This is a genomic window from Pedobacter rhodius (assembly GCF_027213645.1).
Taxonomy (GTDB): Bacteria; Bacteroidota; Bacteroidia; order Sphingobacteriales; family Sphingobacteriaceae; genus Pedobacter; species Pedobacter rhodius.
Genome location: NZ_JAPWGL010000002.1, coordinates 796,561 through 808,399, shown reverse-complemented (window position 1 = coordinate 808,399; position 11,839 = coordinate 796,561). Strand labels below are relative to the sequence as shown.

The 11,839-nt window shown below is 36.3% G+C and carries 12 protein-coding genes, 1 tRNA gene and 1 pseudogene; 10 read left to right on the top strand and 4 right to left on the bottom strand.

Annotated features, from left to right (window positions below; all coding sequences use genetic code 11):
- The first annotated feature begins 23 nt into the window (after window positions 1-23).
- The 8 genes and pseudogenes from O0931_RS08830 (at window position 24) to O0931_RS08800 (ending at window position 6,265) form a co-directional block, all read left to right on the top strand.
- Window positions 24-824: a helical backbone metal receptor gene (locus tag O0931_RS08830; protein WP_269415196.1), complete on the top strand. Its 801-nt coding sequence runs from the start codon at window positions 24-26 to the stop codon at window positions 822-824.
- Window positions 825-884: 60 nt separating this feature from the next.
- A complete protein-coding gene (locus tag O0931_RS08825) occupies window positions 885-1,187 on the top strand; it encodes a hypothetical protein (protein ID WP_269415195.1) in 303 nt (100 codons plus the stop codon).
- Between the two features lie 203 nt (window positions 1,188-1,390).
- A tRNA-Leu gene (locus O0931_RS08820) sits at window positions 1,391-1,472 on the top strand.
- A gap of 71 nt (window positions 1,473-1,543) precedes the next feature.
- Window positions 1,544-2,896 (top strand): trigger factor, encoded by a 1,353-nt coding sequence (gene tig, locus O0931_RS08815; RefSeq protein WP_269415194.1) that lies wholly within the window; start codon window positions 1,544-1,546, stop codon window positions 2,894-2,896.
- Window positions 2,897-2,991: 95 nt separating this feature from the next.
- Window positions 2,992-3,258: pseudogene (locus O0931_RS20125) on the top strand (four helix bundle protein); the annotation flags it as partial.
- Window positions 3,259-3,377: 119 nt separating this feature from the next.
- Window positions 3,378-4,085: an ATP-dependent Clp endopeptidase proteolytic subunit ClpP gene (gene clpP, locus O0931_RS08810; RefSeq protein WP_269415193.1), complete on the top strand. Its 708-nt coding sequence runs from the start codon at window positions 3,378-3,380 to the stop codon at window positions 4,083-4,085.
- Window positions 4,069-5,307, top strand: a complete 1,239-nt coding sequence (gene clpX / locus O0931_RS08805) for an ATP-dependent Clp protease ATP-binding subunit ClpX (protein ID WP_269415192.1) — start codon at window positions 4,069-4,071, stop codon at window positions 5,305-5,307. The genes clpP and clpX overlap by 17 nt, the downstream gene beginning before the upstream one ends.
- Before the next feature lie 94 nt (window positions 5,308-5,401).
- Window positions 5,402-6,265: an AMP nucleosidase gene (locus tag O0931_RS08800; protein WP_269415191.1), complete on the top strand. Its 864-nt coding sequence runs from the start codon at window positions 5,402-5,404 to the stop codon at window positions 6,263-6,265.
- Window positions 6,266-6,447: 182 nt separating this feature from the next.
- Here the strand turns inward: O0931_RS08800 and O0931_RS08795 are convergent, their stop codons facing one another.
- Window positions 6,448-7,308 carry a sigma-70 family RNA polymerase sigma factor gene (locus O0931_RS08795; RefSeq protein WP_010601359.1) on the bottom strand — a complete coding sequence of 287 codons (861 nt, stop codon included), beginning with the start codon at window positions 7,306-7,308 and terminating at the stop codon, window positions 6,448-6,450.
- Window positions 7,309-8,097: 789 nt separating this feature from the next.
- Here O0931_RS08795 and O0931_RS08790 point away from each other — a divergent pair.
- Both O0931_RS08790 and O0931_RS08785 read left to right on the top strand, forming a co-directional pair.
- Window positions 8,098-8,601 (top strand): hypothetical protein, encoded by a 504-nt coding sequence (locus O0931_RS08790; RefSeq protein WP_269415190.1) that lies wholly within the window; start codon window positions 8,098-8,100, stop codon window positions 8,599-8,601.
- Between the two features lie 18 nt (window positions 8,602-8,619).
- Window positions 8,620-8,826: a helix-turn-helix domain-containing protein gene (locus tag O0931_RS08785; protein ID WP_269415189.1), complete on the top strand. Its 207-nt coding sequence runs from the start codon at window positions 8,620-8,622 to the stop codon at window positions 8,824-8,826.
- 397 nt (window positions 8,827-9,223) lie between these two features.
- Here the strand turns inward: O0931_RS08785 and sucC are convergent, their stop codons facing one another.
- From sucC to O0931_RS08770, 3 genes are all read right to left on the bottom strand, one after another.
- Entirely contained in the window at window positions 9,224-10,417 is a 1,194-nt protein-coding gene (sucC, locus tag O0931_RS08780; RefSeq protein ID WP_269415188.1) for an ADP-forming succinate--CoA ligase subunit beta, read from the bottom strand.
- 168 nt (window positions 10,418-10,585) lie between these two features.
- Window positions 10,586-10,894 carry a hypothetical protein gene (locus tag O0931_RS08775; RefSeq protein WP_269415187.1) on the bottom strand — a complete coding sequence of 103 codons (309 nt, stop codon included), beginning with the start codon at window positions 10,892-10,894 and terminating at the stop codon, window positions 10,586-10,588.
- Window positions 10,895-10,975: 81 nt separating this feature from the next.
- Window positions 10,976-11,749, bottom strand: coding sequence for a ferritin-like domain-containing protein (locus O0931_RS08770; protein ID WP_269415186.1), 774 nt, complete (start codon window positions 11,747-11,749; stop codon window positions 10,976-10,978).
- Window positions 11,750-11,839 lie beyond the last annotated feature (90 nt).

Below are 11,839 nucleotides of genomic sequence, written 5' to 3'. Positions count from 1 at the left end.
TGCGATTAAATTACCTTTGCTCCATGCAAAAGTCTTTTACAGATGGAATGGGGCGGGAAGTAACAATTAACTTTCCGCCAAAGCGGATTATTTCTATCGTGCCTTCTCAAACAGAGTTGCTATTCGATTTGGGTTTAGATAGTGAAATCATCGGATTAACTAAATTCTGTATTCACCCGATAGATAAGTTTGCAGCGCGCACCAAAGTTGGCGGAACAAAAAAGCTTAACATCGATTTAATAAAAGATCTAAAACCCGATTTAATCATCGGTAATAAAGAAGAAAATACGCGAAGTGATATAGAGGAACTTGCTGAATTTTTCCCGGTTTGGATGAGCGATATATTTACTTTAGATGATGCCATGAAAACCATTACAGAAATTGGTGAATTGGTAGACAGAGCGCCGGAAGCATCTTATCTGAATCATTTAATTGCTTCAGGATTTAATGATTTAAAAACACTTGCTGGTAAAGCGCCCTTCACGGGGATAAGGGTAGCCTACCTTATCTGGCGTAAACCTTTCATGGCCGCAGGTAAAAATACTTTTATTGATGATGTGCTGTCAACCAATGGCATGATTAACGTCGTTAATCAGGAGCGTTATCCCGAAATGACCCTGGCAGAACTGGAAACGACAAGCTGTGAACTGATTCTCCTTTCCTCAGAGCCTTATCCTTTTAAAGAAAAACATATCGAAGAAATACAAAAGGCAATCCCCAACGCTAAAGTGATGCTGGTTGATGGTGAAATGTTTAGCTGGTATGGCAGTCGTTTGGTAAAGGCCGTTCAGTATTTTTTCGAATTTCAAAAAGAACTTTCCTAATCTTTTACTGTTATTTCTTTTAGATTTACGGCATCCAATCATAAATTTTAAATCTCTGCTATGAAAAAGCTTATCATTTTATCTCTATTCGTTGCTGTCGTTTCAGGATGTACTTCGTTTAAAGATTCGAGCATGGCAACTCGTGTTACTGCGACCGGGACAATTCAAAAATTAGGCATGACAACCTTTCAGTATGGCACACATATTTTAAAGGCTGAAAACAAAACCTATGCACTGAAGGCGAGCGGAATTAATCTCGATTTGTATTTAGATAAAAAGGTAACCATTAAAGGTAAAAAGGTTCCCGGCTATCCATTAGAAGGCGGGCCTGAACTTGTCGATGTATCATTGATAAAGTTATAATGATGCAAAATGGACTATACAAATGCAGATTTGAATTGTACGAAACAAATCCTGACTGTTTTTTGAATTTTATTTTTTAAATGATTCTGTCTTAGCCTTAATTACTTAGCATTTTATTTCTAAAATAATTCATAAAATATTGTAAATCCTTTTTGAAGTTTCATTCTAATTTCTATCTTTGCAGTCCTTAATAAATCCTAACTGCGGAAGTGGCGTAATTGGTAGCCGCACCAGACTTAGGATCTGGCGCTTCACGGCGTGGGGGTTCGAGTCCCTTCTTCCGCACAATAAGATAAAGGCCGTTTCGATTTAAACATCGGAACGGTTTTGTTTTTTAAAACGTTGATTCAAAAGAAATGAATATTACACAGGAAAAAACCGGCAACTTAAATGCTGTTGTAAAAATCAAAATTGCACCTGCAGATTATACCGGAAAAGTAGATAAAGCAATTAAAGACCAGGCAAAAAAAGCGCAACTACCAGGTTTCCGTAAAGGGATGGTGCCTGCATCTCATATCAAAAGAATGTATGGTAAAAGTATTTTGGTAGAAGAGGTTAACAATTTGTTAAACGACACCTTATCAAACTACATAGCCGAGCAAAAATTAGAAATCTTAGGTCAGCCACTTCCTAAAATGGACGATTCAAGAGACTTCAAATGGGATAATACAGATGATTTTGAATTTGATTACGAATTAGGTTTAGCACCTGCTTTTGATGTGAATATTTCATCTAAAGATAAATTCACTCAATATGTAATTAAGGCCGATAAAGAAACTTTAGAAACCCGTATTAAAAATATCCGCCGTAGCTATGGTAAAATGTCAAACCCTGAAGCTTCTGCCGAAGGCGATGTTTTATATGCAGATTTAGTGCAATTAGGTGCCGATGGTTCCGTTTTCGAAGGCGGAATTACAAATACAGCTACACTTCGCCTGGATCAGGTTACGGATAAAAATATACTGAAGTCTTTAACGGGCTTGAAAAAGGATGATGTTGTAACCATCGATATTCAGAAAGCTTTTGGTGATGCGGCTGTAATTGCAAAAGCATTAAATATTTCTGAAGGAGATGCCGCTGAATTAAAATCTAATTTTCAGTTAACCGTAAAAAATGTTAACCGTTTAGAAGAATCAGATTTAAACCAGGAATTTTTTGATAAATTATTTGGAGAAGGCACTGTAACGGACGAAGCCGGTTTCAGAGAAAAGATTACTGAAGAGGTCGAAGGCATGTTTAAACAGGATGCTGAGCGTAAATTATCAAACGATATTTATGAACAACTTTTAGCTAAACATAACTTCGACTTACCTGATGAGTTTTTACGTCGCTGGTTAAAAGCAACAAATGAGAAACTAACGGATGAAGAACTGGCAGAAGGATATGATGATTTCGCTAAAAACCTTAAATGGACTTTGATCGAGAATAAAATCATCAGAGACAACAACATCGAGATTAAATATGAAGATGTGGTTGCTGCCGCTAAAGCAAAATTAGATGCTCAATTCAGAATGTACAGTCCAAGCCCGCTTCCAGAAGATCAATTGGCGCAATATGCAGTTCAATTCTTGCAGGACAAAGAAAATGCTAACCGTACCTTCGAAGAAGTAAAAGCTTTAAAAACTTTCGAGCAAATTAAATCAATTGTTACTTTAGAAGATAAATCAATTGATTACGATAAATTTGTAGCGTTAGCAGAGAAGAAGTAAGAGGTATTGCGTTTACCGTGATGCGCTTAAAATGATTGTTCAAATTGCTATATTTAGCAGCGGCTCAATTTAAATTTTAATCACTCGAAGTTTGGCAGTTATCTATAGAATTGACTGATAGATTACTCGATATAGCTGACCGATTGTCAGTTGATAAAAAATACAGATTTGCAGAGCAGCTCAATGGAGCTGCTCTTAGCATATCTAATAATATCGCATAAGGCTCAAGTTCTGTTTTTAATAAGGAATTTGCTCATTATCTGAATATTGCACATCGTTCTGCATTTGAGAATGCAAATATTTTAGTAGTTTTAGCAAGAAGAAATTATATTTCTGACATTGAACTGAATGATTATCTGTAACAATTAGATAAATTGGCACGGAAATTAACCAACTTCAGGAAATATTTATTAAAATAACCTGCGTACTTGCTCGGGCGGTTAGAACGCTTATCGCAAAACGCCAAACTCATAACCATACTATGAACATAGATTCACAAGAATTCAGAAAATTTGCCGTTAAACATCAGGGGATTGGTGGTTTACACGTAGATAAATTTATTGCACAGGCTAATCTGAACCCACAGAACATGACGCCTTATATTATAGAAGAACGCCAGTTGAATGTCGCTCAAATGGATGTTTTTTCCAGGTTAATGATGGATCGTATTATCTTTTTAGGTGATGCAATTTATGATCAGAATGCAAATATTATCCAGGCGCAGTTGTTGTTTTTGCAATCAACCGATGCCGATAGAGACATTCAGATTTACATTAACTCACCGGGTGGGTCTGTATATGCAGGTTTAGGTATTTATGATACCATGCAGTATATTCAGCCGGATGTAGCTACGATTTGTACGGGTATTGCAGCATCAATGGGTGCCGTTTTATTGGTTGCCGGTGCTAAAGGTAAACGTGCCGCATTGCCGCACTCGAGAGTAATGATTCACCAGCCATCAGGAGGCGCACAAGGCGTTGCATCTGATATGGAGATCAACTTAAGAGAAATGTTAAAATTGAAAAAAGAATTGTACGATATTATTTCTGAGCATTCAGGACAAACTTACGACTGGGTGGAGAAAGCTTCAGATCGTGATTACTGGATGACTGCTGATGAAGCAAAAGGATTTGGTATGGTTGATGAAGTATTATCGAGAAACTCGAAAAAAGATGGCGAAACAAAATAAAGAATCCCGTTGCTCTTTCTGCCATTCAGGCAAGCATGAGACTTTAATGTTAATTGAAGGAATGGATGCATTTATCTGTGATAAATGTATTACCCAGGCCAATCAGTTGCTTGCCCAGGAACTAGGCACTAAAAATAGTAAAGGCATTCAATCAACGCTAACATTGTTAAAGCCGCTTGAGATAAAGCAGCATTTGGATCAGTATGTTATCGGTCAGGACGATGCCAAAAAGGTATTGTCGGTGGCAGTTTACAACCATTACAAACGTTTAAATCAAAAAATTGAAAAAGACGAGATAGAGATTGAAAAATCAAATATCATGCTGGTTGGTGAAACCGGGACGGGTAAAACACTTTTAGCTAAAACTATTGCTAAAATTCTGCACGTACCTTTTTGTATTTGTGATGCAACTGTTCTAACCGAAGCTGGCTATGTTGGTGAAGATGTAGAAAGTATTTTAACCCGTTTATTACAGGCAGCAGATTATGATGTTGCATCGGCAGAGCGTGGTATTGTATATATAGACGAGGTTGATAAGGTAGCGCGTAAAAGCGATAATCCGTCAATCACGCGTGATGTATCAGGCGAAGGTGTTCAGCAGGCATTATTAAAAATTTTGGAAGGTACCATTGTTAACGTTCCGCCGCAAGGTGGACGGAAGCATCCTGATCAAAAAATGATTCCGGTTAATACCAATAACATCTTGTTTATTTGTGGTGGTGCATTTGATGGCATTGAACGTAAAATAGCAAATCGCTTACGTACACAGGCAGTAGGTTATAAAGTTAAAAAGGATGATACCATTCTTGACCTTAAAAATCTTTATAAGTACATTACGCCACAGGATTTAAAGTCATTTGGTTTAATTCCCGAATTAATCGGACGTATACCGGTTCTTTCACACTTAAACCCGTTGGATAAAGATTCGCTCAGAAATATTTTAACTGCGCCTAAAAATTCTTTAATCAAGCAATATGTTAAGCTTTTTGCTTATGAAAATGTTAAGCTGGTTTTTGAAGACGACGTTTTAGACTTTATCGTGGATAAGGCAATGGAATATAAGCTTGGGGCACGTGGTTTACGTTCAATTTGCGAAGCCATTATGCTTGATGCAATGTTCGATACGCCGACGCAGAAGGATGTTAAAGAGTTGCACATCAATCTCGATTACGCGATAGAGAAATTTGAAAAGGCAGACTTTAAAAAGTTACAAGCCGCATAAAAAAATAAAATCCTCTCGCTAAAACGAGAGGATTTTTTGTAATATACTATTTGTTAACGCTTGGCGCCATGCGCTAAGCTCTATGCTAAAAAATATGAATGAAGAAAAAGATGTAAAAAAAGACGAGGCACTTGTAGAGAAATCTAAAAAGATAAAAGAGGTTGAAAGTCCGGTAAAAGCGGGATTAAAATCGAAAGATGAAATTGTGAAAAACTGGTTGCCAAGATACACCGGCAGGCCACTGGATCAATTTGGAGATTATATCCTGTTAACGAATTTCAGTAAGTATGTTAGCATGTTTGCTGAGTGGAATGATAATGCACCAATAATGGGGCTTGATAAACCAATGCAAAGTGTAACGGCAAACGGTATAACCATTATCAACTTCGGAATGGGGAGTCCATTGGCAGCAACAATGATGGATTTGTTAACTGCAATAAAACCAAAGGCAGTATTGTTTTTGGGTAAATGTGGTGGTTTGAAAAAGAAAAATCAACTGGGCGATTTAATTCTGCCAATAGCAGCAATCAGGGGAGAAGGAACATCTAATGATTACCTTCCGGCAGAAGTGCCTGCCTTACCGGCTTTCGCGTTGCAGAAAGCGATTTCAACAACAATCCGCGACCATGGCAGAGATTACTGGACCGGAACCTGCTACACAACAAACAGACGGGTTTGGGAGCACGATAAAGAATTTAAACGATACTTAAAAACTTTAAGAGCGATGGCCGTTGATATGGAAACGGCTACTATTTTTACCACTGCTTTTGCAAATAAAATACCGGCCGGAGCTTTGCTTTTGGTTTCAGATCAACCCATGATTCCGGAAGGTGTTAAAACGGCTGAGAGTGATAGTACAGTTACAGAAAAGTATGTGGAAACGCATTTAAGAATCGGAATTGATTCCTTAAAACAATTGATAAATAACGGACTAACTGTTAAGCATTTGTTGTTTTAACACTCGCTTTAATTGCCGGGAACGAAGCCTGTTTACCGCAGGCAGGCAATCTCTTAGTATAATAGAAAAGTATAACATTCACAGATCAGCAAAGCTGGTCTTTTTTTTTTGGAAACTCTTTAAACAAAAAAGACCGGCAAACTTGCCGGTCTTTTCCATTATTTCCGTTATTTAGGAATTTATTATCCTAAATATGATTTTAAAATTTTACTTCTTGAAGTATGACGTAAGCGTTGTAGCGCTTTATCTTTAATCTGACGTACACGTTCACGCGTTAAGTTAAATTTCTCGCCAATCTCTTCTAACGAAAGCGGATGATTGGAGCCTAAACCAAAGAATAAAACAATAATTTCTCTTTCTCTTTCTGTTAAGGTAGATAAAGAACGTTTGATTTCTTCTGATAATGATTCATTAATTAATGAACTGTCGGTATTTGGTTCATGGTTTTCCAACACATCTAACAATGTGTTTTCTTCCCCTTGAACAAAAGGTGCATCCATCGATACGTGGCGACCCGAATTACTTAATGTGTCAGAGATTTTGTCAACAGTAGTTTCTAAAATATCTGCCAATTCTTCAGGTGAAGGCTCACGCTCATATTCCTGCTCTAATTTAGAAAAAGCTTTACTAATTTTACTTAGTGAACCAACCTGGTTTAATGGCAAACGTACAATACGGCTTTGTTCTGCAATGGCCTGCAAAATAGACTGACGAATCCACCAAACAGCATAAGAAATAAATTTGAAACCTTTGGTTTCATCAAAACGCTTTGCCGCTTTAATTAAGCCTAAGTTACCTTCGTTAATTAAATCGCCTAAAGTTAAGCCCTGATTTTGGTATTGTTTTGCTACAGAAACAACGAAACGTAAGTTTGTTTTGGTAAGTCGCTCTAATGCAGCCTGATCACCTTCACGAATTTTCCTTGCTAAAATTACTTCCTCTTCTGCTGTTATTAAATCTACTTTACCAATTTCATGTAAGTATTTATCTAATGACTGACTTTCACGGTTGGTAATGGATTGCGTTATCTTGAGTTGTCTCATTTATACGTATTGTGTGCTCTTAAATTATTTGAGTGTGCAAAGTTACGAATTTGTAAGCAATTAGAAAGGATAAAATGCTGAAAATGTTGATGTTTGCACAAGTTTTTTACAGTTTTACTTATAACAAAAATCATTCCAATTTAGTTTTGATGAATATTTGCCCACCTAGGTATGGAATAGCCGATTATCAAAATATATTTATTGTAATTCAATAAATATATTTTGATTTGTAATAATTAATTTTTATGTTTGCTTCAGAATTTATTTGAAAACTATGACTTTTATAAAATTTACAAATTGGAAGTTAAAAAATGCCGTCTCTAATTTTTGGGCATTGGTACTGATAAAGATTTTTGTCAGGATATTTGGAATATTAACATTTCTTTACCTGCTCAATTTCCTTTCCAAAGCCGCTTTTCATAATCAATCTGACTATTACACAACTGTCGGCTGCATCTTTTATTTAGCATTTTTCGTTTTCTTAGATAATGTTGTCAAAGTTTCTTCTTCATTTGTCCTGTCTGAAAAATTAGTTAAGCCATTGAATGTTATGAAATGGATTCCTTTTTCAATGATGGTTTATTTGATATATTCCTCAATTATCATTAATCATAATAATTTATCAGGGATTGATTTTGCAAAGCCAACTTTTTTATGGTCTGACCTGGCACCATTTATTATTATTCCAAACCTCAGTTTCATTATAATAACCATACTCATGTTTTTTACGTCCGCTGTCTTGAACGCAAATAGAAAGCTTAAAGAAGAAAACGATTTAACAATCTAATTATGGAAAATAAAGTATCACACAGAGTTAAAAATGCGCTTAAAATTTATATATCAATTTTTGGATTTTATATTTTAATCTCGGTAATTAGTTTAGCTACTGCGCTATCAAGACCATTTGATTCATTGGTATTTTTGGATGGACTGAGGCAACTTTTTTGCAATTTTTTTTATGTTTTTATTGGGTATCACCTATATTATGTTTTCTACAGTTCAGAAAAAATCTTAAATAATTTGGTCTCCTCAGCTAGTTTGAAAAGAATGACCAAAATCTGGTACTGTTTAGTTGGTTTACTGGTGTTTAAGATAACAACACTATTCTTGATAAAGCGCTATGTGATCCCGTTTGCAACTGATAGAAGTTTAGCGGATGGTTTGGGTTATTCTGCTAAAATGGCAGTTGCACCATATTCAGATTTGCTTATTTCGATACTTATTGTATGGGTGTTTTTGTATTTAATTAATTATGCGTTAAAACTCAAACAGGAAAATGATTTAACGATTTAACTTTACCCTCATCATTCTATGCCAATTATTATAAATTTAGATGTCATGCTCGCCCGTCGCAAAATGTCACTTACCGAATTGAGTGATCGGGTTGGCATTACGATGTCTAATTTATCCATTTTAAAAACGGGTAAAGCAAAGGCTGTTCGGTTAGAGACGCTGGAAGCGATTTGTAATGTTCTGGATTGCCAGCCGGGTGATATCCTGGAGTTTCGCTCACGCTAAATACGAAGTCTAGAAGGGCTGAAGTGTGGGAAGGACTTCGTAAGTTTAACGATGCTTTTTGCCGAAGTACGACGAACACAAGTTAAATAAACCTGATAGGACGGAAAGCCCGGAGCGAAGCATGAGTGAGGACTTGGAGGGATAGCAGGACTGTCAACTGCGATAATCACGGAACCTTAAATTTCAAAAAAAAATGACTACTTAAGGCATTTTAGCGCATTTAGGCCGAATTGATATTAGGTTTAGATCTATGGGGTTTTCTAGTAATGACGGTCAGAAGAATACCACGTCCTGAGGACACTCCTCTAAAAAAGGGGAATAAAAAAACCTTCCAGTTTTCACTGAAAGGTTTTATAAATATGATATAGCTTTAAGCTTTAGTCTTTTCGCTTTTCGCTTAATTAGCTAAAACTTTAGTTACCAAATCAGCAGCTTCTTTTAAAGCAATTGCAGAGTAAACTTTAAGTCCTGATTCGTCGATTAGTTTCTTAGCTTCTTCAGCATTTGTCCCTTGTAAACGGCAGATAATCGGCACAGGAATGTTTCCGATTTCTTTATATGCATCGATAACTCCTTGTGCAACACGGTCGCAACGAACAATACCTCCGAAAATGTTAATCAAGATTGCTTTAACGTTCGGATCTTTCAAAATGATATTGAAAGCTGCTTTAACGGTTTGTGCATTGGCAGTTCCGCCAACGTCTAAGAAGTTTGCAGGTTCGCCACCAGCCAGTTTAATAATATCCATTGTAGCCATTGCTAAACCGGCACCGTTAACCATACAACCTACGTTACCATCAAGGTTAACGAAATTCAGGTTACTTGCACTTGCTTCAACTTCCATTGGATCTTCTTCTGTAACATCACGCATGGCTGCATAATCCGGGTGACGGAACAAACCGTTTTCATCTAAATTAACTTTAGCATCAACAGCAATTACTTTATCGTCAGATGTTTTTAAAACCGGATTGATTTCAAACATGGAAGAATCGGTTGCTTCATATGCTTTGTATAAAGCCGATACGAATTTAACCATCTCTTTAAAAGCATTACCGCTAACACCTAAGTTAAACGCGATTTTACGAGCCTGGAAACCTTGTAAACCAACTTTAGGATCAATCTCTTCTTTAAAAATTAAGTGTGGTGTATGCTCCGCAACTTCTTCGATATCCATACCGCCTTCCGTGCTGTACATAATGATGTTACGGCCTTTTGCGCGATCCAACAAGACCGAAATATAGAATTCTTTAGTTTCTGAAGCACCCGGATAATAAACATCCTGAGCAACTAAAACTTTGTTCACTAATTTACCTTCCGGTCCGGTTTGAGGCGTAACCAATTGCATACCAATGATATCGGTTGCGCGTTGTTTAACCTCTTCAAGGTTTTTGGCTAATTTTACACCACCACCTTTACCGCGGCCACCAGCATGGATTTGCGCTTTAATTACAACCCAATCAGAATTATAATCTGTTTTCAATTGCTTTGCAGCCTCAACAGCTTGCTCTGGCGTATCGGCAACAATTCCTTCTTGAACGTTAACACCGAAACTTTTTAATATTTGTTTACCCTGGTATTCGTGAATATTCATTTGCTACAAAATTTGCCCAAAGCTACAATTTCAAAGCCTCTAAACAAATAGCAATTTCCGATTTTTTCAGAAAATGAACATTTTGTGTTAATCGTAATTTCCAGTTGAAAGCGTTGACAACCTTCTTGTCGGGTTATCATAAAAGTTGTCAACGCTTAAACGAAGTATTTAACTTCCGGCAAATGGCGTCCCAAAAATGCCAACGGCCAACTCTGCCCAGATTAAAAACAATGCTAAGAGAATAACCACAAATAGTACCGTTCTTAATGTGCCGGTTTTTACCTTTCTAATGACCAGTTCAATTCCAAATCCTGCACTCAATAACAATATAGCCGCTGCAACGAAGTCTGATAAGGTCCATTTTACCTCGTTTGTAAATTGCATGGCTATTAATGGAATGCTTAATATTAAGGCTGTTACCACTAAAATGATTGTAATTCTTAGTTTAGAAAGATTAATCGTTTCCTGATTTTTCATGATGTTTTAAATTAATGATTTTAAATAATATTTGAAATAAGTTTTATTGCTCCGGTATTTAAACCTTTGCCAAGGTTGATTTTAAAAAGGACTTCTATTCAGTTCAAGTAGCTGGATTTCCTGCTGTTTTTTTTGCGGATATAAAATTGATTTACCTGCTACTTTATTAAGTTTAAATTTCATTTTATTGAAATACCTGGAGAAGCTAACGTTCCCGGCCTTAAATAATTTTTTGTGCGCATGCCAGACAACAAGGCTTGTACAAAGGAAGAAGCAGGTATAAGCATGGTAAGCTAAAAATTTTAAAACCGCGTTTTTTTGACTGAAAATGATATACAATCTTTCTTTCTGAAAGGTGATATGAGCGGCTTCGTCGATTAAAATATCAGTACATATTTGCTTCATTAGATTACAGTTAGTTGCATCCTTTAAAGCTTGATAAAAAATTTGGGCTGCACTTTCAACGGTAATTACGGCAATTGTCCAAAGCTCCATATTCGTATTATAATACCTGATTTTTCTGAATATGCTATCGCCCCAATCCTTTTTTATCCGGGGCTCTTCTATTAAATCAAGGTATTTACCTAAGTTATTTCCATGTTTTTGTTCTTCTTTTATAAAAAGCTTAACTGCATCTGGATATTCAGCGTCATTTACCGCAATTGAATATTGCTTTGCTGCACGCATTAAATGCTCACCTTCAGATGTTTCGCCTAATTGCCATGCTTGTAAGGATTTCAAAATATTGTTTCTTTCCGATTCCTGAAGATTGGGTTTCAATTTCCAATCAACCCTTTTAATCGAGGCATTTTGAATGAAATAATTTTTCCAGTAAGTTGAAGAATGAGTTTTCATAATATTTATCTAATGTGTGATTCACTAATCAGCAGGTTAAAAAATTCTTTAGCCGTGTTATTTAGGATAAAGCAGGCTAACAAAATAAGG

Bases quoted from the DNA above. Each gene is read 5' to 3' on its own strand.
- O0931_RS08800 (WP_269415191.1), top strand. From the start codon at position 5,402: ATGAATGAAGAAAAAGATGTAAAAAAAGACGAGGCACTTGTAGAGAAA.
- O0931_RS08790 (WP_269415190.1), top strand. From the start codon at position 8,098: ATGGAAAATAAAGTATCACACAGAGTTAAAAATGCGCTTAAAATTTAT.
- clpP (WP_269415193.1), top strand. From the start codon at position 3,378: ATGAACATAGATTCACAAGAATTCAGAAAATTTGCCGTTAAACATCAG.
- O0931_RS08795 (WP_010601359.1), bottom strand. From the start codon at position 7,308: ATGAGACAACTCAAGATAACGCAATCCATTACCAACCGTGAAAGTCAG.
- O0931_RS08770 (WP_269415186.1), bottom strand. From the start codon at position 11,749: ATGAAAACTCATTCTTCAACTTACTGGAAAAATTATTTCATTCAAAAT.
- O0931_RS08825 (WP_269415195.1), top strand. From the start codon at position 885: ATGAAAAAGCTTATCATTTTATCTCTATTCGTTGCTGTCGTTTCAGGA.
- sucC (WP_269415188.1), bottom strand. From the start codon at position 10,417: ATGAATATTCACGAATACCAGGGTAAACAAATATTAAAAAGTTTCGGT.
- O0931_RS08830 (WP_269415196.1), top strand. From the start codon at position 24: ATGCAAAAGTCTTTTACAGATGGAATGGGGCGGGAAGTAACAATTAAC.
- O0931_RS08775 (WP_269415187.1), bottom strand. From the start codon at position 10,894: ATGAAAAATCAGGAAACGATTAATCTTTCTAAACTAAGAATTACAATC.
- O0931_RS08785 (WP_269415189.1), top strand. From the start codon at position 8,620: ATGCCAATTATTATAAATTTAGATGTCATGCTCGCCCGTCGCAAAATG.
- clpX (WP_269415192.1), top strand. From the start codon at position 4,069: ATGGCGAAACAAAATAAAGAATCCCGTTGCTCTTTCTGCCATTCAGGC.
- tig (WP_269415194.1), top strand. From the start codon at position 1,544: ATGAATATTACACAGGAAAAAACCGGCAACTTAAATGCTGTTGTAAAA.